This is a genomic window from Enterobacter sp. 01-M-03-SI-ECC (assembly GCF_047530215.1).
GTDB lineage: Bacteria > Pseudomonadota > Gammaproteobacteria > Enterobacterales > Enterobacteriaceae > Enterobacter > Enterobacter chengduensis.
The window spans coordinates 19990-42517 of record NZ_JBLKDA010000003.1 but is presented as its reverse complement, the minus strand read 5'-3'; the positions used below and the strand labels follow the sequence as shown (position 1 = coordinate 42517).

The 22528-nt window shown below is 59.3% G+C and carries 18 protein-coding genes; 8 read left to right on the top strand and 10 right to left on the bottom strand.

Translation table 11 applies throughout. From position 1 onward, the window contains the following. Nucleotides 1–48 precede the first annotated feature (48 nt). The 3 genes from ACMWKK_RS03810 to dsbG are packed head-to-tail and all read left to right on the top strand — an operon-like array spanning nt 49 to nt 3492. Entirely contained in the window at nt 49–2073 is a 2025-nt protein-coding gene (locus ACMWKK_RS03810; protein WP_112780210.1) for a protein-disulfide reductase DsbD family protein, read from the top strand. Nucleotides 2074–2080: 7 nt separating this feature from the next. Next, the gene (locus ACMWKK_RS03805) at nt 2081–2692 is read left to right on the top strand and encodes a DsbA family protein (protein ID WP_112780211.1); all 612 of its coding nucleotides are present in this window, start codon (nt 2081–2083) and stop codon (nt 2690–2692) included. A 41-nt stretch (nt 2693–2733) separates the two neighbouring features. Then, a complete protein-coding gene (gene dsbG / locus ACMWKK_RS03800) occupies nt 2734–3492 on the top strand; it encodes a thiol:disulfide interchange protein DsbG (protein ID WP_112780212.1) in 759 nt (252 codons plus the stop codon). Nucleotides 3493–3531: 39 nt separating this feature from the next. On the opposite strand, the gene ACMWKK_RS03795 is transcribed toward dsbG, so the two are convergent. From ACMWKK_RS03795 to ACMWKK_RS03755, 9 genes are all read right to left on the bottom strand, one after another. After that, nucleotides 3532–4824 carry a glycoside hydrolase family 10 protein gene (locus tag ACMWKK_RS03795; RefSeq protein ID WP_112780213.1) on the bottom strand — a complete coding sequence of 431 codons (1293 nt, stop codon included), beginning with the start codon at nt 4822–4824 and terminating at the stop codon, nt 3532–3534. Between the two features lie 7 nt (nt 4825–4831). Next, the gene (locus tag ACMWKK_RS03790) at nt 4832–5119 is read right to left on the bottom strand and encodes a VF530 family DNA-binding protein (protein WP_045326398.1); all 288 of its coding nucleotides are present in this window, start codon (nt 5117–5119) and stop codon (nt 4832–4834) included. A 93-nt stretch (nt 5120–5212) separates the two neighbouring features. Continuing rightward, nucleotides 5213–7384 (bottom strand): glycoside hydrolase family 2 protein, encoded by a 2172-nt coding sequence (locus ACMWKK_RS03785; RefSeq protein WP_112780214.1) that lies wholly within the window; start codon nt 7382–7384, stop codon nt 5213–5215. Beyond that, on the bottom strand, nt 7381–10050 hold the full coding sequence (locus ACMWKK_RS03780; protein ID WP_112780215.1) for a PAS domain-containing hybrid sensor histidine kinase/response regulator: 2670 nt from the start codon (nt 10048–10050) through the stop codon (nt 7381–7383). The genes ACMWKK_RS03785 and ACMWKK_RS03780 overlap by 4 nt, the downstream gene beginning before the upstream one ends. 11 nt (nt 10051–10061) lie before the next feature. Continuing rightward, entirely contained in the window at nt 10062–10487 is a 426-nt protein-coding gene (locus tag ACMWKK_RS03775) for a globin (RefSeq protein WP_112780216.1), read from the bottom strand. Next, a complete protein-coding gene (locus ACMWKK_RS03770) occupies nt 10484–11878 on the bottom strand; it encodes a DUF3131 domain-containing protein (protein ID WP_112780217.1) in 1395 nt (464 codons plus the stop codon). Before ACMWKK_RS03770 ends, ACMWKK_RS03775 begins: the two co-directional genes overlap by 4 nt. After that, nucleotides 11863–13410, bottom strand: a complete 1548-nt coding sequence (locus ACMWKK_RS03765) for a DUF3131 domain-containing protein (protein ID WP_112780218.1) — start codon at nt 13408–13410, stop codon at nt 11863–11865. The genes ACMWKK_RS03770 and ACMWKK_RS03765 overlap by 16 nt, the downstream gene beginning before the upstream one ends. Continuing rightward, entirely contained in the window at nt 13407–14738 is a 1332-nt protein-coding gene (locus ACMWKK_RS03760; protein ID WP_112780219.1) for a DUF3131 domain-containing protein, read from the bottom strand. Before ACMWKK_RS03760 ends, ACMWKK_RS03765 begins: the two co-directional genes overlap by 4 nt. Then, nucleotides 14735–16552 (bottom strand): glycosyltransferase, encoded by a 1818-nt coding sequence (locus tag ACMWKK_RS03755; RefSeq protein ID WP_045326385.1) that lies wholly within the window; start codon nt 16550–16552, stop codon nt 14735–14737. Before ACMWKK_RS03755 ends, ACMWKK_RS03760 begins: the two co-directional genes overlap by 4 nt. Nucleotides 16553–16834: 282 nt before the next feature. On the opposite strand from ACMWKK_RS03755, the gene opgC reads away from it, so the two are divergent. The 5 genes from opgC to ACMWKK_RS03730 are packed head-to-tail and all read left to right on the top strand — an operon-like array spanning nt 16835 to nt 20926. Beyond that, nucleotides 16835–18052, top strand: a complete 1218-nt coding sequence (gene opgC, locus ACMWKK_RS03750; protein WP_112780220.1) for an OpgC domain-containing protein — start codon at nt 16835–16837, stop codon at nt 18050–18052. An 11-nt stretch (nt 18053–18063) separates the two neighbouring features. Continuing rightward, nucleotides 18064–18948, top strand: coding sequence for a hypothetical protein (locus ACMWKK_RS03745; RefSeq protein ID WP_112780221.1), 885 nt, complete (start codon nt 18064–18066; stop codon nt 18946–18948). 9 nt (nt 18949–18957) lie between these two features. Then, nucleotides 18958–20172 carry a PP2C family protein-serine/threonine phosphatase gene (locus tag ACMWKK_RS03740; protein WP_112780222.1) on the top strand — a complete coding sequence of 405 codons (1215 nt, stop codon included), beginning with the start codon at nt 18958–18960 and terminating at the stop codon, nt 20170–20172. Continuing rightward, nucleotides 20162–20500: an STAS domain-containing protein gene (locus ACMWKK_RS03735; protein WP_112780223.1), complete on the top strand. Its 339-nt coding sequence runs from the start codon at nt 20162–20164 to the stop codon at nt 20498–20500. The genes ACMWKK_RS03740 and ACMWKK_RS03735 overlap by 11 nt, the downstream gene beginning before the upstream one ends. Then, on the top strand, nt 20501–20926 hold the full coding sequence (locus ACMWKK_RS03730; protein ID WP_112780224.1) for an ATP-binding protein: 426 nt from the start codon (nt 20501–20503) through the stop codon (nt 20924–20926). It begins immediately after the preceding gene. 21 nt (nt 20927–20947) lie between these two features. On the opposite strand, the gene ACMWKK_RS03725 is transcribed toward ACMWKK_RS03730, so the two are convergent. Next, a complete protein-coding gene (locus tag ACMWKK_RS03725; protein ID WP_045326375.1) occupies nt 20948–22438 on the bottom strand; it encodes a UbiD family decarboxylase in 1491 nt (496 codons plus the stop codon). Nucleotides 22439–22528: the final 90 nt, after the last annotated feature.

Below are 22528 nucleotides of genomic sequence, written 5' to 3'. Positions count from 1 at the left end.
AAAACATCGTTACCGCACGATAATTTTTCACTGTTCACGGAGTAATACATGGTTAACCTCTTCAGGGGATTCGTCTTCCTGTGGCTGTCCTGCATCGGCATTGTCCATGCGGCAGACACCGGCTGGCTGGTCTCCCCACAAAACGATCACGCCCGCATCCGCTTTCAGGCGGAGAGGGAACAAACGCACGTTAAAGGCCTGCTCACCGTTGAGCTCAAGTCCGGCTGGAAAACCTACTGGCGATCGCCGGGCGAGGGCGGCGTCGCGCCGAAAATCCGCTGGCCGGAGGGCGTAACGGAAAGCTGGTCCTGGCCGGTGCCGTCGCGCTTTGATATCTCCGGCATGACGACGCAGGGCTATCACGACAAGGTCACCATCCCCATTACGCTCGACGGCGTGAAGGGCGACGCGCTCGACGCAACGCTCACGCTCTCTACGTGCAGCAACGTCTGCCTGCTGACGGACTACCCGCTGCGTCTCGATTTTACCCAGCCCGTGGATGAGGGCTTCCGCAGCGCCTTCGAACAGGCGATGCGCGACGTGCCCGGCACCTCCGGCGTGTCGTCGGATCTCTCCGCCTGGCTCTCGGGCGACAAGCTGGTGATTACCGGCACCACGGACGGGAAATGGGACAATCCAGGGATCTACTTTGACCCGCTGGAGGGCGACATTCTGCCCGGCGAGCCGATCATAAAGCTCGACGGCAATGCGCTTCGGGTCACGGTGTCCGTCACCGACGAATGGGGTGATAAACCCGCCTCGCTGGCAGGCAAGCGGTTGTCGTTTGTGCTGACCAATGGCGGTCACGCGCAGCAAACCACGATGACCGTTGGGACCACGCCCGCCGAGCCTTCCGCGCCCGATGGGACGGGGAAAATGGTGCTCTTTGCCCTTCTGGGTGGGCTGATCCTGAATCTGATGCCCTGCGTGCTGCCGGTGATGGGCATGAAGCTTAACAGCATCCTGCAGGCGGGATCGGACAGGCGCGCGATCAGGCTGCGCTTCCTCGCCACCAGCGCCGGGATCCTTGCCTCCTTTATGCTGCTGGCGGGGATGGTGACCGCTCTTAAGCTGACCGGGGCGTCGCTGGGGTGGGGCATTCAGTTCCAGAACCCGTGGTTTATCGGCCTGATGGTCGCCGTGACCTTCCTGTTTGCGCTGAACCTGTTTGGCGCGTTTGAGGTGCTGCTGCCTTCTGCCGCCTCAGGACGGCTGGCAACCGCAGGCGGTAGGGGGCTCGGCGGCAGCTTCTGCGAAGGCGTGTTCGCCACGCTGCTGGCCACGCCGTGCTCCGCGCCGTTCCTCGGTACCGCGGTCGCCTTTGCGCTTGGCGCGCCGCTGCACGCCCTGTGGCTGATCTTCCTGGTGCTCGGCGTGGGCATGAGCCTGCCGTGGCTGTTCGTTGCCCTGGTGCCGAAAACGGCCATGCTGCTGCCGAAGCCCGGCCGCTGGATGAACACCCTCAAGGTTATCCTGGGAATGATGATGCTGGCCTCCAGCCTCTGGCTGGCGACCCTGCTGAGCGTGCATCTGGGCGAGGCGGTTAGCCAGATGGTGATGCTGGTGCTGATGGCCGTCGCGCTGGTGCTGTTTGCGCTGAAGGGGCCAAAATCTTCACCGCTGTTTTGGGTCGTGGTCATCGCGCTGTCGGCATTCGGCGGGTATCAGGTGCGCGGGCTGCTTAACGCGCCGCCGGACGCTCCGGCACAAAACGTTGCGCAGACCATCCCGTGGCAGCCGCTCAGTGAAGAGGCTATCGAAGGCGCGCTGGCGCAGGGGAAACGGGTCTTTGTGGATATCTCGGCGGACTGGTGCGTGACGTGTAAGGTGAACGAACACCGCGTACTCAGTCAGCCGGACGTCATTGCCGCCCTGCGCCAGCCGGACGTGGTGGCCCTGCGCGGAGACTGGAGCCAGCCGTCCGCGTTTATCGCGGATTTTCTGGCGAAGCGAAACCGCTACGCCATTCCGTTTAACGCCGTGTATGGCCCCGGCCTGCCTGAGGGGGAGATTCTCTCGCCGCTGCTGGACACGCGCACCCTGGTCACTACCCTGAACAACGCAAAAGGCTAAACGTATTATGAAAAAACTGCTTATCACGCTTATGCTCCTGCTGGCCCCGGTTCAGGTATTCGCCACCCAGCCGCTGACGCCGGACCAGGAGCAGCGCGCGCAGAAGATCATCGCGGATTTTCTGTTTAACGATCCGAACTCTCCGCGCATTGGCGCTAAAAATCCGAAGCTCACCCTGGTGGTGTTTACCGACTACAACTGCCCGTACTGCAAGAAATTCGATCCGTACCTGGAGAAGATTGTTGAAAAACACCCCGACGTCGCGGTGGTATTTAAGTTTTTACCTTTTCGCTCGGAAAGCTCGCTGACCGCCGCGCGAGACGCGTTAACGCTCTGGCGTCAGGATCCCGGGCAGTTTATGAAGCTGAACCATACCCTGATGGCGAAGAAGGGGTACCACGATGACGCCAGCATTCAGGAGGCGCAAAAGCGAGCGGGCGTGAGCGTCACGACGCCGGACGAGGAGAGTTTTCTGACGATCCGGCGCAGCCTGCTCGTTGCGGAAAAAATGGGCATTCAGGGCACGCCCGCCACGCTGATTGGCGAGGGGTTACTGCCAGGCTGGGTGCCTTTCGAACAGTTCGACGAAATGGTCAGCGAGGCGCTGAAAAACCGCTAACCTGAAGGGGGCGTAATGCCCCCGATAAACCGGAGAGGGAAATGAAAAAATTACTGTTACTTTCGGCGCTGGCAACCTCAGGGCTGGTCCAGGCCGCTGACGCCATACCGGATGTGGTGAAGCACTTCAGCGAGCAGCAGGACATTAAAATCATCAAGAGGCTGGATGCGCCCGGCGGCGCGCCTGCCTGGCTGGGGCAGTATCAGGACATGGGCGTGACGCTTTTTTTAACCCCGGACGGCAAGCACGTGATTTCGGGCTATTTGTACGATGACAAAGGGAAAAACCTTAGCGAGGGGTATTTCCAGAAAGAGATCTACGCCCCGATGGGGCGCGAAATGTGGAAGAACCTCAACGCGACGCACCCTCTGAAGGAAGGGGCGGATAGCGCGCTGCGCAAGGTCTTTGTCTTTGCCGATCCGTTCTGCCCCTACTGCAAGCAGTTCTGGTCCGAGGCGCAGCCGTGGGTGAAGGCGGGCAGGGTTCAGCTCAATACGCTGCTGGTGGCGTTTCTTAACCCCAACAGCGGGCGTAACGCCTCCGCCATTCTGAATGCGAAAGATCCGGTCTCGGCCTGGCGCGACTACGAGCTTTCCGGTGGGAAGAAACTGCCGAAGCCTGAAGGGGAAACGTCACGCGAAACGGTAGCGATCCTGCAGAAGCACCAGGCGCTGATGGACAGCCTGGGCGCTAACGCCACCCCGGCCATTTACTATCTGAATGCGGAAAACGAGCTGCAGCAGGTGGTGGGGATGCCGGACGCCCAGCAGCTTGAGGCGATGTTCGGGCCGAAGCCGTAAAAAGCAGGCAGAAACGGGACGTTTCTGCCTGACGGTCTTTCAGCTACCCCAACGGCCACGCAGGTAGTTCACCGCCTGCTGCGTCTGAGGCTGGTTCAGGTAATCTTCCCGGAACAGGATGGTGCCGTTGACGTTGGGCAGCGAATCATTGAGATCGAGCTGTTTTTTCAGCTCCGGCACGCCGCCCTGAACCGTCCAGTCCGGCTCGTTTCGCGACGGCTCGCCCACCTTGTAGAACGCAATCCCGATGTACAGGCGAGTGTGGGTCGGCTTCACGACGTCGGCCCACCATTTGGTCAGCACGTCGTAGCGGGCGGCATCCCGGGCGAAGGGCCAATAGATCTGCGGGGCGATGTAGTCCAGCAGGCCCTGCTGCACCCACTGACGCGTATCGGCGTAGGACTCATCGTAGGCCGCTGCACCGCGGGTGTCGGATCCCGCCGGGTCAAAGGAGCGGTTACGCCACACGCCCGCCGGGCTGACGCCAAACTCTACGTCGGGCTTTGTCTGCTTAATCGCGCGGGAGACCTGGACGATCAGCTGCTGCGTGTTGTGTCTTCGCCAGTCGGCCTTAGAGGCAAATCCCTGGCCGTACTGGCGCCAGGTCTGCGAATCATTCAGCGCGGATCCCGGCGATTCGGTATAAAAGTAATCATCAAACTGCACGCCGTCTATCGGGTAGTTCGCCACCACTTCGGTAACCACTTTGGTTATCCAGTCCCGCACGTCGGGAATGCCCGGGTCGAGCACAAAGCGGTCGCCCGAGATGCGCACCCACTCCGGGTGCTGGACGTAGACGCTGGACGGGGACTGATATGCGGTCCGGTTCAGGGCGGCGATGGTGGACGGTTTGGTGTTGGTGGACACGCGGTACGGGTTGAACCAGGCATGCACCTTCATGCCGCGCTTGTGCGCTTCATCCAGCATAAACTGCAGCGGATCGTATCCCGGATACTCGCCGATGTTGCCCGTCAGCATGTCTGACCACGGTAAAATTTTGGATGACCAGAGCGCCGTGCTGTCCGGCTTCACCTGGAAAAATACCGTGTTGATGCCGAGGTGCTTCAGGTTGTCCAGCTTTGCAATCAGCGCCTGCTTTTGCATCGCGATGCGCTGGTCCGCGCTGCGGCCGTTCACCGAGGCCACCGGCGGCCAGTCGAGACGCGAGACCGTCGCCAGCCAGATCCCGCGCATCGGCTCGTTTGCCTGCGGCGTCGGTTTACTTACGGTGGGGAGCGGGGTAACTAATGACTTTGGTGGTTTTGAGGAGCAGCTTACAAGTAAAAGTGCGCAGGCAGCCAGCGCACCAATCCGTTTTACGTGTCGCGTCATTTGCGTATTAGCTCTTGATAATCCGACTGTTAGCCCAGGGATTAAAGGCGGGCGCCGCCTGCTCTCTGTTTCCCTCATCGTTGAGAGAGTCCAGATACAGGGCTTCCACTTCCGCGCGTGCCCACGGGGTACGGCGTAGAAATTTCAGGCTCGATTTAACGCTGGGGTCTTTTCTGAAGCAGTTAATTTTAATGCGGTCGCCCAGCTCGCTCCAGCCATATTTCGCCACCAGGGCGTTAACGATCATCTCCAGCGTCACGCCATGCAAAGGATCTTTGGAAATATGTGCAGTCATAGGCGTCCGGGTGTCTCGCTTTATTGGGATTGGGGTAAACGCTGAAAGGGTACAAGAAAGCAGGGGAAGCGGCAATTTTCCTTTTCCCCTCGCTCACTTTATGACGGGCTCCGTGCGCTGGTTTTGACCGACAATTTTTCCCGCGCCGTTTTCAATCGTATACCGAATCGACACCTCGTCCTGGCCCACGGGCGTGGCCGTAAGCGCTTTTACCATTTCTCCCGAGTCGGCGGCGATCGTCATCGTCGTCGTGCCTTTTGCCAGCACCTTATCGCCCTGGCTGATGCGCCAGGTCAGACGGCACTCGCTGCACGGTTTCCAGGTGTCGTTGATGGCCCAAAGGCGCACGGTCGCTGCCGAGCCGGATTTCCACTGGGTGGTGACCGGCTCAATGGACGGCAGAATCGGCTGGTAGGCGCGTTGTAACGCATAGTACCCGGGCTTAGGCTTACGCAGGTAGTCCACCACGCCCCAGTTGATAGAGGGCCAGGTCTCCACAAACATGAAGTGGAACAGGGCCGTCACCGGCTGGTATCGCTGTCGGCGGTAGCTTTCTGCCGCCGTGGCGACCAGATCAGACTGGTACGTCTGGGTGTTTCGAATCATCTCCTGAATAGTCTTCCCGCGCGGAATACCGGCAAACTTAAAGGTCTGGAAGGGCTGAAAGTTATGGTATTTCCAGACGGTCCAGCCGGGATCGTCAGCGGCGGTGGTTTTTGGCCACAGGTGCGACGCCGGGATGATGGTTTTTAGCGTGGACAGGCGGGGCAGCGCCTGCGCGCCAAACTCGGTAATGATCCCCGTTTTAGCCGGAGCAAGCAGGTCGTGCACGGTGCCGAAATACCAGCCCGCCCAGTAATGCTCCTCAACGGCGGAAAAGCGATGCACGATGCGGGAGGTATCTTCGGCGAGCGCATCCGCGACCCGTTGCGTAAGCGTGCGGTTCAGATCTTTATTCCAGTCCGGGAAGCGTTGTTCCATCCACGGCGAATCCCAAGGCGGCTCGTTGTGGCCGCCCCAGACGATAATGGCGGGGGAGTTCCCGAACTGTTCAACCATCTCCCGCGTCTGTCGCACCGCGTTTTCCGTAAAGGCATCGCTGCTGTCGTAGCCCCACTGTAGCGGAACGTCCTGCCAGATCATCATCCCCATCTCATCGGCCACGTCATACAGCGCGCGCCCGGCAACGTGTCCGTGCACGCGTATGGCGTTGGCGTTCATGGCTTTCACCAGCTGAAGGTCGCGACGATATTTCTCTCGCGTCATGGTGCCGAGCCAGGGAGAGCCGATGTAGTTGCTGCCCTTAATGAAAAGACGCCTGTCGTTAATGAGCCAGCCTTTATTGTCGGGCTGCTCGACGATTTTGCGCAGCCCGGTGCGGGTTGTCGCCGTGTCCATCACGCCGTTTTCATCGCGTAATGCCACGCGAATGTTATACAGGTGCGGTTTCCCCGTGCCGACCGGCCACCACAGTTTTGCCGCCGGCATGGGCAGCGTCACCTGTGCGGAATGGGCCCCGCTTTCGAGGGTAACCGGTAAATCTGCCTGGTAGCGTTTGCCGCTGAAGTTGGCGGGCGTGGCGGTGAGCCGCACGGTAGCCGGGGCCTGACCGCGCGCGCGATAGCGGATCTCGGCCTTCAGCGTTGGCTGCGTCAGCCCCCGGGACCAGTCCGGACGGAGGATAACGTCATCGATCGCCACACCCCGGCTGAGATGCAGCCTGACCGGTGCCCAGATGCCGCCAGAGTTAGCGTCCTGTCCTTCCGGCGACCAGGCGCCCCCGGGGCGCGTATCATGCTGGTTAAGGATCCCCTTCATGGCGGTCTTATGCAGCGGCCAGACCTTCTGTGGATCTTCGTAAGGGCTATCCACCCTCACCACGAGCCGGTTGTGACGTTGTAACGCTGAGCTGGCATCCAGCGAAAAGCGCTGAAAATAGCCCTCATGCCTGCCCAGCGGCTGGCCGTTCAGCGTGACGTCCGCCAGATAATCGACGCCGTCAAACACGAGGGTGCTCATCACGTCGGGCGGCTGCGCGGACACGGTAAACGCCTGCTTATACCACAGCGCCCCCTGATGATCGTATCCGGCGCTGTACCAGTTGGCCGGAACCTTGAGCGCGCGCCAGCCTGACGCGGAAGGCGTGGTGCTGTCGTTAGCGTCCTGGACCTGCCACTCTCCCGCGAGAGACCAGCTGACCGGGACCGGGTTCGCCGCCAGCGGGGGAATAAAGAGCGAAAAAAGCAGTGCGAAGCTTCTCGTCATGGTTCGTTTACCCCGCGCGCGTTGAGCCACGCCAGCAGGCGCAGCGATTCCTTACGAAGATTGTCATTCAGCGCCGCAAGCTGTTGCCCATCCAGCGCGTGCGCGTCGCTTTCCAGCACCTGAAGCTGCTGTGCGAGCGTGCTGAAGTCCAGGGTGACGGCTTCTCCGCGCAGCTTATGGGCTGCGCGTCGCAGGGCGTCGCGGTCGTTGCTGTCGATAGCCAGGGTAATGGTTTTAATCGCCTCATTGAGTCCTTCCCCAAACAGGGCCAGCAGCTCCTGCACCAGGTCGGGATCGTCAGCGCACTGTTTCAGCAGGCGCGCTTCATCCGGAAAACCGGCGGACTCATCGTGGCGCTCGAGCACGCGGGCAATCTCCTCGGCGAGACGCGCCTGGCTGATGGGTTTAGCAATGTAGCCATCGAACCCCATGTTGAGACAGCGCTCTTTATCCCCCTGCATGGCGTGAGCGGTCATGGCGACGGTGGGCTGAGCCGGGCCGGGCCGGGACCGTTCTTCTTCACGAAGCAGGCGAATGGCGGTCTCGCCGTCCATCTCTGGCATTTGAAGGTCGATCAGCAAAACGTCCCAGACGTCCGCGCGCCATCGTTCCAGCAGCGCGACGCCGTTATCGACGATCTGACAGCTGTGGCCGAGCCGCTCAAGCAGGCGCGCGGCGACCTTCTGGTTAACCAGATTATCTTCAGCCAGCAGGATCCGTAGCCCCGTAGCCCCTTGAGAGGCGGCAGGCGCGGGCGTGCTTTCACCCACGGGCACCGGCGAACGCTCAAATGCGGCGGCAATCGCCTGATGCAGCTCGTCCTGGGCGATAGGCTTATGCAGATAGCTTTTAATCCCGATTCGCTTCAGCATAGTGATATCAAAATGCCGGCTCATGGAGCTCAGCATGATGATATGGCTTTCAGCAACCTGCGGCAGTACCGAAAGCTCAAGGGCCAGGGACACGCCGTCCATCTCCGGCATCTGCGCGTCCAGCAGGATCAGCGGCCATACTGTTCCCGTTTTAACCCGGTCAATGGCCTCGCGGGCGTTGTTAACGCAGGTGGGTTTCAGCCCCATCTGGCTGAGCATGGCGGCCAGCAGCCGAAGGTTAGTCTCGTTATCATCGACCACCAGAACGGGTTCACCGTTAAAGCGATGGCTATACGGGCGTTCCCCGGACGCAAGAGCCTGTGACGACAGCGGCAGCGAGAACGAAAACTCGCTGCCTTTTCCCGGCTCGCTGGAGACCGTTAACTCGCCGCCCATCGCCGCAACCAGCCTCGCGGAGATGGTTAACCCGAGCCCTGTTCCGCCATAGCGGCGGGTGGTTGAATTATCCGCCTGGCTGAAGGCTTCAAAAATGGCCTTCTGCTTATCTGCCGGTATGCCAATGCCGCTGTCGCGCACGCAAAAACGCCATCGGTCCGCGCTTTCGCCTGGCTCCACGACCAGGATGACTTCTCCCTGATGCGTAAATTTCAGCGCGTTACCCAGCAAATTGGTCAGGATCTGGCGCAGACGCGCGCCGTCGACCAGCAGCACGTCGGGGACGTCGGGCGCTATATCTACCAGCAGCTCAATGCCTTTCTCGCTTGCCCCCGGCATGTGCGGGCGAATAAGCGACTGAATAAAGGGGCGGACAGGCACGGGGTCCGCCTCCAGCTCCACTTTGCCGGCTTCAATTCGGGAAAAATCGAGAATGTCGTTGATGATATGCAGCAGAGACTGGGCAGAGCTCATCACCAGGGTCAGATAATCGCGCTGATCGGCACTGAGAGACGTATCCAGGCACAGCTGGGTCATGCCAATAATGCCGTTCATCGGGGTACGAATTTCATGGCTCATATTCGCCAGGAACGCGCTTTTCGCCTCATTGGCTTTTTGTGCCTCAATGGCCGAGGCGAACGCCTGAATTTCAGCCTCTTTGCGCCGCGTAATATCCTGCAGCGTGCCAATCACGCGCTCGGCGTTTCCCTCAATGGAGAGGGTGACCACCTGGCCGGACAGCAGCATCCAGCGCAGACCTTCGGTAGGGTGATGCACACGAATTTCACATTCAAAGACCGGACGATGATCCTGCTTCGAAGCGTGCAGCGCCTTGCGTAGCGCTGCGCGATCGTCCTCGTGGACCTGATTGAGGAGAAAACGCACCGGATATCGCCACTGTGTGCGCGACTGGCCCAGCATGGCAAGCAGGGTGTCGTTCACCTGGAGCGTGTCGCCAGAAACCTGCCAGTCCCAGATCCCGATATGAATCGATTCCGCCGTGAGCAGAAAGTCGTCATGCAGCTGATAGCGCGCCCGCTGCGCTTCATCCAGCTCGGTGATGTCGCTGTGGAGGCTGACAATGCCGCCGTCCGCCAGCCGCTGATGCTGGACGAAGATCCGCCGCTGGCCGGCCTGCCGCACCTCGCAGTGTTTATCCTGTCGACAGTTGCGCACGATCGACTCGCGCAGCGTCTGGCGCAGGCCAGGATCGACGTTGTAAACGGCATCAATAAAGCGCTCCGCCAGCGCTTCGAGTGTCGTCCCTTCCTTCAGCCACGGTGTGATGACCGGATAAAACAGGGTCACGTTGTGATTCCAGGCCAGCAGGCGTTCGTTACGGTCATAAATCATGACGGCGGCCGGCAGCGCGTTGAGATCGTACGAGAATGCGTTCATCGTGATTCTCCCTACGCGCGGTAGTGCAGTTCTGCCTGTCGGCGCAGGTATTCCAGACCGGGCGCGATGGCCATCGCCCAGGCGGTCAGGATCTCATCGTCGCAGAGCGGATCGCGCAGGCTCACCGCGTTCAGCATGGCTTCGCGCCACAGGGCAAAAAAGCGCGGGGGAAGATGAAGACCGTCATTGCTTTGCTCCCGCGCCAGGCGCTCAAGAAAATCAGGCACGATCAGGGCGCCGTCCACCGCCAGCATGGCGAAGAAACTTTTAAACAGGGTCTGCTGACCTTCCCGTTCCGGCAGGCGAGAGAAGTGCTGCTCCGTCTCGGGCGACATATGGACAAAGGCGTCATAGAACGTCTGAAAAAACGCGGTTTTTTCATTATTCGGAAAGACGCGGTTCAGGCTGGATTCAAACAGATCGCGATAGAACTTCACGGCGTCCTCCTTACGGCGCTTTCGCCCGGCAGACAGTGACCGATGGGCGTGTATTCATCTGCCAGGCGGCGTGAAAAGTAGCTCTCTTTCTTCGACCGACGCACGTCAAACAGAGGCCCGGCGTTGTGCTTGAAGAAGAGGGCTTCCAGAACCGTGGCGTTAGTAGAGAGGGTTAACGCAGCGTTGGTATCGCCGGTGGCCTCAAGGCGGCCTTCATACCAGCCTTTCTGCGGGTCGTTAAGGTGTTTTGTCACCGACATCAGCACGTCGGTGTAAGGGGTGTCCCACAGCGCCCACAGGGCAAAAACCGCCTTGGTCGATACTTGGGCAAAACGGGTATAGTCCTGGCCATCGTCGCCGACGGTGTTCCAGGCATAGCCATTTCCCCAGACGGTATCCTGAATATGCCAGGGGGCCTGTAAAAGCGAGAAATCTGCCCTTGCCGTGAGGACCCTATCGGTCTCCCAGCGGGTCTTCTGGCTCAGCCAGAGGTTTTCGGCCTGCTTGCGCAGACGCTTTTGCAGGTCGGCGCCCACGCCCTCCGGCTCCCAGCCAAACTCCAGGCCCGGCAGCATATAGGGAAGGGTGGTAATCAGAGAGGGCTGCCACGTGGTGCGCGGATCCCGCGCATCCACGGCCAGACGCCGCTGGGCGATGATGACGTGGCGCGCCGGGGGCGTAAACGCCTTATCCGGAGAAAATCCCCACAGCTGGAACGCCGTCGCGGCATATTCGCTCTCGCCCAGGCGCAGCTCTTCCCGGACGACCGGCTGGCCGTTTTGCAGGGACGATGACCACAGTTCGCCTTCGCTATCGATGACCGGGCAGAAATTCCAGCGCAGGATAATTTTATCCAGGTATTCGCTGTACTGCGGCTCCCGCTCCGCGGTGAGGCGCAGGGCGAGCATCAGGCGCGCCATGTCGCGTGCGGACCAACCATTTTTGATGGGCTTACCGCTAAAGTCGACGGGCGTCGCCGTCTGGCTGGAATAGAGCCGACCCGGCGTCCGGGCATCGGTGAGCATCAGGCGGTTAAGGGTGCCCATCAGACGGGTCAGGCGGGCGTCATACTCGACGTCGTCAATCAGCCCCAGCTCTTTGGCCGCCAGCAGGGCGATCAGCGTATCGCCCATTTGCCAGAGCGTGACGCGGGGCTGGCTGTCGCTCCCGTTGACCAGCCCGGTTTGCGGCTGGGTATTATTGGCGAAATAGCGCCAGGCGATCGCCGCCCACTGCCGTTCTTCCGGCGTCAGGGCGGCGATACGCGCGCTGGAGTGCCAGCCGCCGTTGATGAGCCAGCGCCAGCCCGCACCCTGATGAGCAAACAGGGCAAACGCGACCCCGCCGGCGAGAAGTAATCCCGCGAGCCCTCTGGCTATGGTTTTAAGCATTGTGCAGTCACCGGAGGCAGTTTGACGGGCTCATCTATGCTGCATGACGCGCACTGACAGGCCTGACAGGCGGGTTTGGTGCGCAGCGTGACGCCGGTTCGGTCGCACCAGCTTTTTACCGACGGCGTGCTGCTCAGGAACGGACGGTTGCGCTGCGCGTTGTTCTCTTCAAACTGATCGAGCAGCTTCTGATCCCACAGAGACGGGGCAAAATCCTTGCTCTTCGGGTTGGCGGTGTTGAAGGCCAGCAGTTTTCCCTCTTTTTTGAACAGCAGGGCCTCCAGCATGATGCCGTTATTGTTCGCCGTGAACTCTTTGATCGGGCCGTCACCGTTTTCATACAGCCCCTCGTAGTAGCCTTTTCCCTCTTCGTTGGCATTTTCAATGGTGTTCAGCAGGCGGTCGGTATAAGGGGAGTTCCACAGCACCCACATGCCCAGCGCCGCCTTTAACGAAATCGCGGCAACGTCAGGGACGAACTGGCCCTTATCGGTAATGGTGTTCCAGTTGTACCCGTCGCTGAAGACGGTGTCATAGACGAAGTACGGGGCTTTATCGAGCTGGTGCTCGGAGCGCGCGGTGAGGACACCGGTAATGGTATAGCGGTTCTCCTGAGCCTGATAAACGCGGTCGGCAAAGTTTTTCATCCACGTCAGGGAGTAGTCGCCCGGGGCGTTGTCCCGGTCGGTCGGCTTATCAAAGCCGAACTCCAGCCCGTAGAGCAGGTAAGATTCCGTCACCACGTAGTTATGCTGAGAGGTGTCGCGCGGATCGCGTGAATCGTACGGGACCAGCACGCAGTAGATCTCGGCCAGCTCGTAAGGCTGTGGGCGGCTGGCTTTACAGGTATTAAAGCCCCACAGCTGGAAGCCCGCCGCGCCATACTCTTCATAGCCCAGGCGGCCCTCCTGAACATACTTCGGCTGGCCGTTTTCCAGATAGGCCCCGTACAGCGTGCCGCAGGGGTCGATCGCATGGCTGAAATCCCAGCCGAGCACCACGTTATCCACGCTGTTGCCATACTCCGGATAACGTTCCTTGATGATTTTCAGCCAGACCAGCATCCGCCCGATATCCAGCGCCGAGAAGCCAATTTCGCCGGGCTTGTTGGTGTAGTCCACCTTCTGGGCGCTGATGGTGTTATAGGCTTTGTTAGGCAGCTCGTTGCGGAACAGCACCAGGGTATTCAACGTGGCGAGAAATTTCAGCATCCGGCGATCGAATTCTGCTTTATCAATAATCCCCAGCTCGCGCGCCGCCGTCAGGGCAGCCAGATAGGAGGCGCTGTCCCACATGGTGGTGGAGGGATATTTGTTTACCGCATTTACCAGGCCCGTCGTAGGCTGATAGTTGGAGACGAAATACTGCCATGCGTTCTTCGCGATGGTCATCTCTCTGGCCGTCAGCTCGCCGCTGCGCGGAGAGTAACCCGATGCAGGCAGCTCGGTATCCGCACGCGCGGTCGAAAGCGCCAGCCAGCAGATCGTTATTCCCGCGAGCAGGTGGAAAAGGATCGTGGATCGTGGCTTCATGGCGTTGCTCCTGCAGGAGTGGATGAATAGGGAACCGTGTTAAGGCAGGCCAGACAAAGCATCTGGCCGTGCGCGATGTACGACAAACTTTCCAGCACGATGGCATTGGTATCGGCGTCCACGACGGCATTGACGCTGTTGTTGAGATTCAACCCGCGCTGCCAGCCCTTACCCGGCACCTGAAGCGGCACAACCTGCTGGCGTAGCGCTTCGCTCCAGCTATTGCGGAACAGGGCATACCAGGCAAATGCGGTGCGGGTTGAGGCTATCGCCACCTTCTCCGGCACCTCGTCGCGCAGGGCGCGTGACTGAACCGGCTGCCTGTTCGGCAGATCGTTAACGTAATCCGGCGCCGGTTCAGCATAATCCGTGCTGATCGGCGGTTTTGGGGTGCGCAGGCTATGGCGCCGCTGCTGGATCTGCATAATCCGCCACGCAATTTCAGCGCTCTGCGCATCAAAGCCCAGCTCAAGACCGGTTAGCAGATACGGGAGACTGATGAGGGAGGTTTGCTTTCCCCACGGCGTGCGTAGCCCTTCATCGGGCACCATCACGCCGTCCAGATCGACCATCTTTTGCCCTTCCGGCGGATTGGTGACCGCAAGGCCCGCCGTGCTGTCAATCAGACGTAGCGTATGGCTGGCGTAGAGACGGTAGCCAAAGCTGTCCCGCTGTTCGTCAGCGGTCAGCGCCCAGTGGTGAAGCGGCACGGCCGCCTGGCTTTGGTCGTTATTTTCTATCAGAGCGCCGGTGTTCCAGAGGCTAATCAGATCGTTGATAGCCGCCGCGTGCTGAGGATAGCGCCACAGGAGGGTTTGCAGCGCCGTCAGCAGGCGGCTCAGCCCAATTGCCGAGGCGTCGGGTTTCCCGAGGATCTTCAGGGTATCCGCATGGTAATACGCGGCAGGAAGGCCCTGCTCGTTGAGCGGCAGTTGTCCGAGCGTGAACAGGGCGGTGCCGATCCTCTCGTCGAACTCATCGGTGGAAATAATGTTGAGCTGCTCTGCGGCAGCGGTCGCAAACAGGTAGCTTCCGACGCTCCAGAGGCTCAGCCAGGGCTCGCCGTCGCTGGCGTTCGCCAGGCCGTTCGGCTGGGTATTATTCACGTAGTATTGCCAGGCGACCCGCGCCCAGATGGCTTCGTCATAGGTCAGCGCGCGCTTCGCGGGCAGCGGCGGGAAGTCTTTACTGAGCGCGATGCCGCCGCTGCTCTCCACGCGGGTAGGCATCTGTTTCTCAACCCAGACCACCACGGCAAAGCCGAGCAGAAACCCGAGCAAGATGGTGAGGTAACTGCGCGCGGAAAGCAGGGCATCACGTATCCTCATGGGGTGACCTCGTCCTCTTCAGCGGGCGTCCACATGGCCGCAAAAATCAGGGGAAGCATGGCAGCGATGTTCACCCCTCCCCAGAATATATTGATCACGTAGCCGGAAGGGTCGTCCACCTGACCGCGCGCGACCTGAATCCCACCCCAGATAAGCCCTGCGAGGGTGAGCATCACGATGGCAATCTGCGGCTTTACCAGGTAGAGAAAACGGCCCGTCTGCCGCTCTTTTGGCGTGACGTGAAATTTGATCTGCTCGCCCCGCAGCACCGTATTAAGCGCGCGCAGGTTCATGGAAAAGAAGGAGAGGTAAGAGGCCCTGCCGTCCCAGGCCGAGATCCCCCAGGTTCCGAACATAAAGGCCAGCTCCGAGACGATAAAAAACGGCAGAAAATGGAGATAGAACGGCGTCGACCAGGCGGAGACCGGTGGAATGCCGGTGAACAGATAGATAATGGGTGAGATCAAAAATACCGTGTTCCACACGCAGGCCATATAGGACCAGAAGGTGGTGGCATACATCAGCGTCTGGGGAAGCGAAAGCCTGAAGCGGCGACGGCTGAAGATATTGTCATGGAACAAAATATCCAGCGAACCGGCGGCGTACTTAAAGCGCTGGATCATCCAGGTCAGCATATCCTGCGGCGAGAGCATCTTCGACTCAACGCGCGGATGCATGACCGAGCGCCAGCGCCGGGCGGCGTCACCGTGCAGCAGCACCGAGGTGTAGATATCTTCGGAGACGTGGAATTTGTAGGGGGTGAGTTCGGTGTCGAACGCCACGTGCGGGCGCATCGCCTCCTGCAGCGCTTCCCGCGTTTCGTCATCGCGGATGTCGCGGGTATGGCGATGGATCTCCTCTTCGACGGACCAGACGTAGCTGCGCAGCGCGGCCTGCATGACCGCCTCGCGACGGTGGATGGACGCCGCGCCGCAGCAGAATGCCGCGTTGGCCCAGTTGCGCCGCCGCAGGATGACGTCATAGAACATGCGCGGATCGTTAAAAAACGGGTCGCGGCCAACGGTGACCGGTCCGACAAATTTCTGAATCAGCCAGCCCAGGCCGTAGCCCACTTTTCCGGCTTTTCGCTGCCCCCAGCGCGACAGATTTTCCCCTTCCGGGAGATCGAAGAACCACTGCGGCGTCTGGACCCAGGCGACATCCGGATCGCGAAAATAGCCCAGCGTATGGCTGAGCAAGGTGGGAAATACGCGGGTATCGGCGTCGCAGATCACAATAAAATCGCCGTCGGTTTGCTCCAGACCGTTGCGCAGGTTGCCCGCCTTAAAGCCGATGTTGGTCTGACGGCTGATATAGTTAACGCCTTCCTCTTCACAGACGGCTTTCATCTCCGGGCGGCGGCCGTCGTCGAGCACGTGGATGCGATAGTCAATCGGGAACGGGTATTCCATCTTCAGGGCGTCGCGAATGGACAGCCTGACCAGCTCGGTGTCTTCGGAGTAGGTGGCAATGAACAGATCCACCTTAACGGGACGGGGCTCTACGGCCTCGTCAGGTGCCAGGCATTCGTTAATCTCGCCAGGCGGCGGGCTCTGGGGAGGATCCTGTTCTTTCCACAAGTTGATGGTAAACAGCACGGTGCCTATCCAGGCCAGGGTTTCGGCGAGGACCAGCGGTATGGCATACCATAGCGCGTCGGTATTCAGGGAAGCGGTCCAGCGCCAGTAAATATAATTTGCGCCCAGAATAAGCGCCGCGACCGCAAGCACCTGCCAGGTCATCATGACCCAGCGCGGTGTTTTTAACGGTTCCGGAGGTCGACGTTGTTCAAAACGGGAAAAATAAAAATCCATAGTTCCGGCGTTCCTGATTCCGTGAAAAATGCAGACCCAATCTGCGGCGCAGGCAGTGGCCCGAAAGTAACAGAAAATGGCGACTAAACAAGATTTAAGGTAAGTGTAGAACGCCGAATAAAAGTGTCCAGCAACGTTTATTACTATTATTTAGTGGGCGTTAATCGAATTTAAACTTAGCTTAATTAATTTCTTCTGCCTGCGATAAATTGCGGATACTATTCCTTTAGGCTATCTACTTTATTTAGAACGTTGTTTTCATTTCCAGGCAAAGGACACCCTATGAGCCATGTTGCGCCGTCGCTTGCGCAAGAAGATGAAGTCAAATCAATATCATGGCGGTACGACGTGGCAGGTGCCCGGGACCTGAGAATCGACTTTATGCGCGGCATTGCCCTCGTCATGATGGTGGTGGCGCACACGGAGGTGATGTCGGTATTTAATATATTCTCCTGGGAGCGTTTTGGGTTAACAACCGGTGCAGAGGGCTTTGTCATTCTTTCAGGATTTATGCTGGGCATGCTGAATCGCGCGCGCCTGCAAAAAGCGGTTTTGCTCACGGTTTCCTGGGGGATTTATCTCAGGGCGTGGAAAATATATCGCGTAAATATCATTATCATAGTGTCGTTTATTTTGCTGAGCTATGTCCCGCATATTAATCTTTTCGAGGTCACCCACTTTACCGACCGCTTTTCAGGTGAAAGCTGGTCGCTTTATCCGGTTACGCCGCAAATAAAGGAGACCTGGTTCAACATTATTCTCTATTTGCAGATAGGCCCTCATCAGACGCAGATTCTGGGGCTATATATCTTTTTGCTGCTCTTTAGCCCCCTTTTTTTAGGGATGCTGCAGAAAGGAAAGGTCTGGTGGCTGCTGGGGCTGTCGCTGCTGGTGTACGGCCTGTGGCAGCAGTGGCCGGTGCGGCTCACGCCGTCGGAATTCGAGTTCGCTTTTCCGCTGCTGGTCTGGCAGTTCATCTTCGTGCTGGGCATGGCCAGCGGCTGGTACAAGGCTGAACTGATCTCTTTCGCCCGCACCCCGGCAGGAAAAGGGGTGATAGCTGCGCTGGTGATAGTGGCGCTCGTTCTGGGTTTTGTTGCCCAGAACCATACCAACCCGTTTATGCCGCCCGCACTGATGCTACACGTCATTTCACCTGACAGCTTCAATACGTTTTACCACACCTGGGCGGCGAAGAATGAGCTGGGCCCGGTGCGGGTGCTGAACGATATCGCCCTGATGGTCACCGTCTATCTGGTGCTGACGTATTGCTGGACGCCGCTTAACCGCCTGCTGGGATGGTTTCTGATCCCGCTAGGCCAGCACTCGCTTTATACCTTTATTTTGCATGTGTACGTGGTGCTGCTGGTGAGCCAGTTCATCACCTTCGACTTATGGCGTCACGCCTGGATAGAAAATACGTTAGTGCATGCGGCGGCGCTGGGCGTGTTATGGCTGATGGCAAAATACAACGTTGCCGCACGCTGGATACCTAACTAAGGATGGCGGCTATGCGCGAAAAATGGCTTCTGGCGGGCGTCCTGCTCGCCGCGATACCTGCGGCGGATGCGGCAGACACGCTGCGCGATCGGAACGGCGAACCCGTTCAGGCTGGCGTCTTTACCAGCCGCTGGGGGCGGCTGTTCTCGGGGAATGAGAAGCAATTTTCTGGTGCCCTGAGCTTTAGTTCAGGGCTGAAAGAGCAGCTGGTGAGCGTGCCTAACAGCTCGGACGGCGCCGCGCAGAAGAACACGCTTAACCAGACGGTGAACCTTAGCCTGCAGTATTCCCCCTATAGCTTCTGGTTTGCCAACATAACCTCTCGCTTGCCGATCAGAGATACCAACCGCTACACCACGGATTTTCGCTACAGTTTCGGCTATGACGACTGGCATGCCAATACGGTGAGCCTGGTTTACGGCAACTACGGCGAAAACCACTTCTGGACGTCGGGCAGCCGGAGACACACCTATTTCGAACAGGGCGCGTTTACGCTGGCCTATAAGTTTTCTTTGCCCAAGCCGGTAGAAAATTCGCTACTGATCAACAAAGGCGACTCCATTATTTGCCAGATCGGGTACAGCTGGGCTCCACGCTACTATGACCTCAGCAGTAACGATATCCGCAAAAATAAAAACGTCATGCTCGGCGGCTGCGGCTATACCTTCAGGCAAAATTTCTTCATTCGCGCAACGGCATTCTGGTTCCCGGACAGCAGCCAGCAGCAGCCCTGGAACGGCGATTACAGCTACAGCTTTGGCTACGCGGGCTATACGCCGGGGTCGTTCTCCATCCAGTATGCGAACTATGCGGGGACGCGCTATCCGGGTCATGGCAGCGGGAATTCAAAATTCAGGGAAGGGACCGTGAGCCTCATCTGGTTCTTACCGATCTAGGAGGGATGCATGTCAGCGCTGCACGTATTAATCGTCGAAGATTCACTGATTTATCGTCGCTTACTCTCCCGAATGCTCATCCAGTGGGGCTACACCGTGAGCGAAGCGGAAAATGGCATCGCCGCGCTGGAAATATTGTCCAGCCAGCCCGTCAGCATGGTCATTAGCGACTGGGAAATGCCTGAAATGGACGGACTTGCCCTCTGCAAGGCGATCCGCAGCCGGGAATGGGGCCACTACGTGTACGTCATTCTGCTGACGGCGCGTGAGAATTCGGGAGATTTGGCGCGGGGTTTTGACGCCGGAGCCGATGAATTTTTGAATAAGCCCGTCGAGCAGGACGAGCTGCGGGCGCGGCTGCACGCCGGGGGGCGCATTTTGACGCTGGAGGCGACCCTTGCGGCGCACAACAAGCGTCTGAGTGAAGCGTTACGCCAGATTGAAAAGGATCTTGAGCTGGCGGCGCGCGTTCAGCACTCGGTGCTGCCTTCGCACCGCTTACGCTTCGGCGACTATTTTTCCGACTGGCTTTTTTTACCCTCAGCGTGGGTCGCGGGTGATGTTTTCAATATTTTTGCTCTCGATTCGCATCTGGGGTTTTACTGCGTGGATGTGTCCGGCCACGGCGTGGGGGCGGCGATGATGTCCCTTGCGGTGGCGCGTCAGTTCCTGCACGGCAGAGTGGTGGATCGTTTTTTGTTTACCGAAGAGGGCGGGATTCAGTCACCTGCCGAGGTCGTCAGGATACTGAACAGCCGCTTTTGCAGCGAAGAGAGCGACATCACCAGCTATTTCACCATCATCTACGGGGTGATCGATCCAGACAGCGGTCAGGGGGTGTTGTGCCAGGCCGGACATCCTACCCCCCTTATTGTGAATGCGGCGCGTGCCGTCACCTCGGTGGGCGATGGCGGACCGCCGGTCGGGCTGATCCCGGACCTGAGCTGGGAGGACGTCACGTTTACCCTCAATCCAGGGGATCGTTTATGCTTATTCAGCGACGGTATCACGGAGTGCGAGAACGTCGGGGGGGAGCAGTTTGGCCCGCAGCGTCTTGAACGCTGGCTTCAGCAGCACGCCCGGCTGCCGGTTGACGAACTCCTGCCGCGGTTCGGTGACCACCTGACCGGCTGGCGCAACGCGAATCGTGATGAACCGACCGCCTTAACCGATGACGTTTCACTGTTAGTGATCGAGCGTCAGGGAGAACAGAATGATCGTTAATACTGAAAGACTACCGCACGCCAACATTCTTACGCCCGCAATCCGGCGGCTGGATGCCTCTGTTGCCGCCGCGTTTAAGGCCTCTGTCGCTGAAGAGATTGGCAGCGATCGTAAAGCCTTAATCGTCGACTTTAGCAAAGTGGATTTCATCGACAGCAGCGGGCTGGGGATGCTGGTGTCATTGTTTAAGCTGATGAACGGCAAAGGCGAAATGGCGCTGTGCGCCCTGAACCCGGGGATCATGAATATGTTCACCCTGACCCGAATGGATCGCATATTCCGCATCTATCCGGATAAAAGCAGCGCGCTTGCGCAGCTGGGGCCGTAGATGCCGGGGCCGGACCATGCTGAATTTCCGGCGGCGATCGATTCCCTGACGCCGCTTGCCGGCTGGCTGGGAGAGCGGCTGAGCGCGCTCGCCGTAGACGACGAGTGGCGTTTCGCCTTCGATCTCGCCGTCTGTGAAGCGGCGACGAATATCATCCGCTACGCGCTGCACGAGGATAGCTCGCGCCTCTTTAGCGTACGTTTCGACATTCGCGGCAACGATGCCTGCGTTATTTTTAGCGACGCGGGTGATGCGTTCCCGCTGGAGCGGCTTGAGGCCGCCAGGCGAGACCGTTTCAGTGAAATGTCGCCGCTGCTGGAGAGCGGCAGGGGGCTGATGCTCATTTTGCTGAGCGTCGATCGTTTCACCGTGGAACGCGTGGCGGGTGAAAATATTGCCACGCTTGAGAAGAAAATCAGCGTATGACCCGCAGGCCATACGCTGATTTTATTTCGTATTGTCAGCAAACAGCGTCGGCGCCCACGGACGCGGGTCCACCTCCATAAACGGGGCGCGCTCGAAGCGGTCCTTCAGCGCCCACGGCACCGTGCAGTCGAAGATGGTCTTGCAGGAAATGCCGTTGCCGCGAATCGAGTTGCTGTAATCCGGCGACTGGGACGGATCGAGCTGGTGGCCGCGGATCCCCGGAATATTGGTGATGCTGACATCCCCCTGCATGCGGGTGGTCATCGCCCACAGGATGTCGTCGCTGTCGAAAATATCCACGTCTTCGTCGACAAGAATGATGTTCTTGAGCTCCGAATAGGTGGCTAAGGCAATGAGCGCCGCCTGGCCCTGACGCCCTTCGTCTGACGGCTGGCGTTTTTTCACCTGCAGGATACCGAGGAACTTGCCGCCGCCCGCGGTATGGGCGTAGACGTTTTGCAGGAAGCCCGGGATCGCCTCCTCAACGGCGTTGCGGATGCTGGCCTCCGTCGGCAAACCGGCCAGGGTGGTATGTTCTTCTCCCGGTCCCACCAGCGTTTGCAGGATCGCGTGGTTTCGCATGGTCACGGCTTTCACCTTGATCACCGGCAGGGAGGGGTTCGCCTCGCCGCAGTAGCCCGGGAACTCCGGCATCGCGTGGCCGGTATTGGTGTGCTGATCTTCTCTTACGCGCACGTTAGGGAGCAGTTCACCTTCGATAATGATTTCCGCCCGCGCGATCGCTTTCTCTTTGACCGCCACGCCCTGCACCAGCTCCACCGGCTGCTGGCGCAGCGCCCCGGCCACGCCCAGCTCGTTGTAGCCAAACGGCGTCGTGGGAGCCTCAAAGCACGCGCCGATATAGATGGCGGGATCGAGCCCCATGTTGATCGTCACCGGCAGCGGTTTTCCGGCCGCTTCCGCTTTTTTGCGGAAGACTTCGATATGGCGACCGGCGGCAAGGAACATGGAAAGCTCGTCGCGCTCCTGAACGCAGAGGCGGTGAATGGTGACGTCCGTCAGCGAGCTGTCCTCCGGGTCGCTTGCCAGCACCAGCCCCAGGCAGAAGAACGGGCCCGCATCAATCGGCGTGTTGGTCGGTGCCGGAAGCAGCTTGCGCAGGTCGAAGTCCGGATCGTCAGCGTAGAAGACCTGCTCCTGGCAGGGCGCCTGCGAGGCAGGGACCACCACCGGCGCTATCGGCTTTTTCACCGCCTGGCCGACGTGTTTTGCCAGTTCAGAGGGCTCGCAGCCTAACAGGAGCGCCGCCCGCTCGCGGCTGGCGTGCATGCCCACCAGAATGCGCGAGTCCGGGTAGCCCTTCACGCTGTTGAACATCATGGCCGGGCCGATGCGGGTCGGGCGTTTTACCGTGCCGCCCGCGCCGATGTGGCGGTAAACCCCCGCCAGCTCTGCATTAGGATCGACCGGATGATGGGTTTCAATATACTGCCCTTCGTGTTGCTGCAGTAAGGCGATGGCGCTGCGGAGATCGTTAATCTGGTTTTCCATATTTTCCTCCCTCGGTTGAATACCTCCATTTTTACGGCAATAACCAATAGCATCAATTGCATCATTACTGCTAAATTGATAAGTAAATTC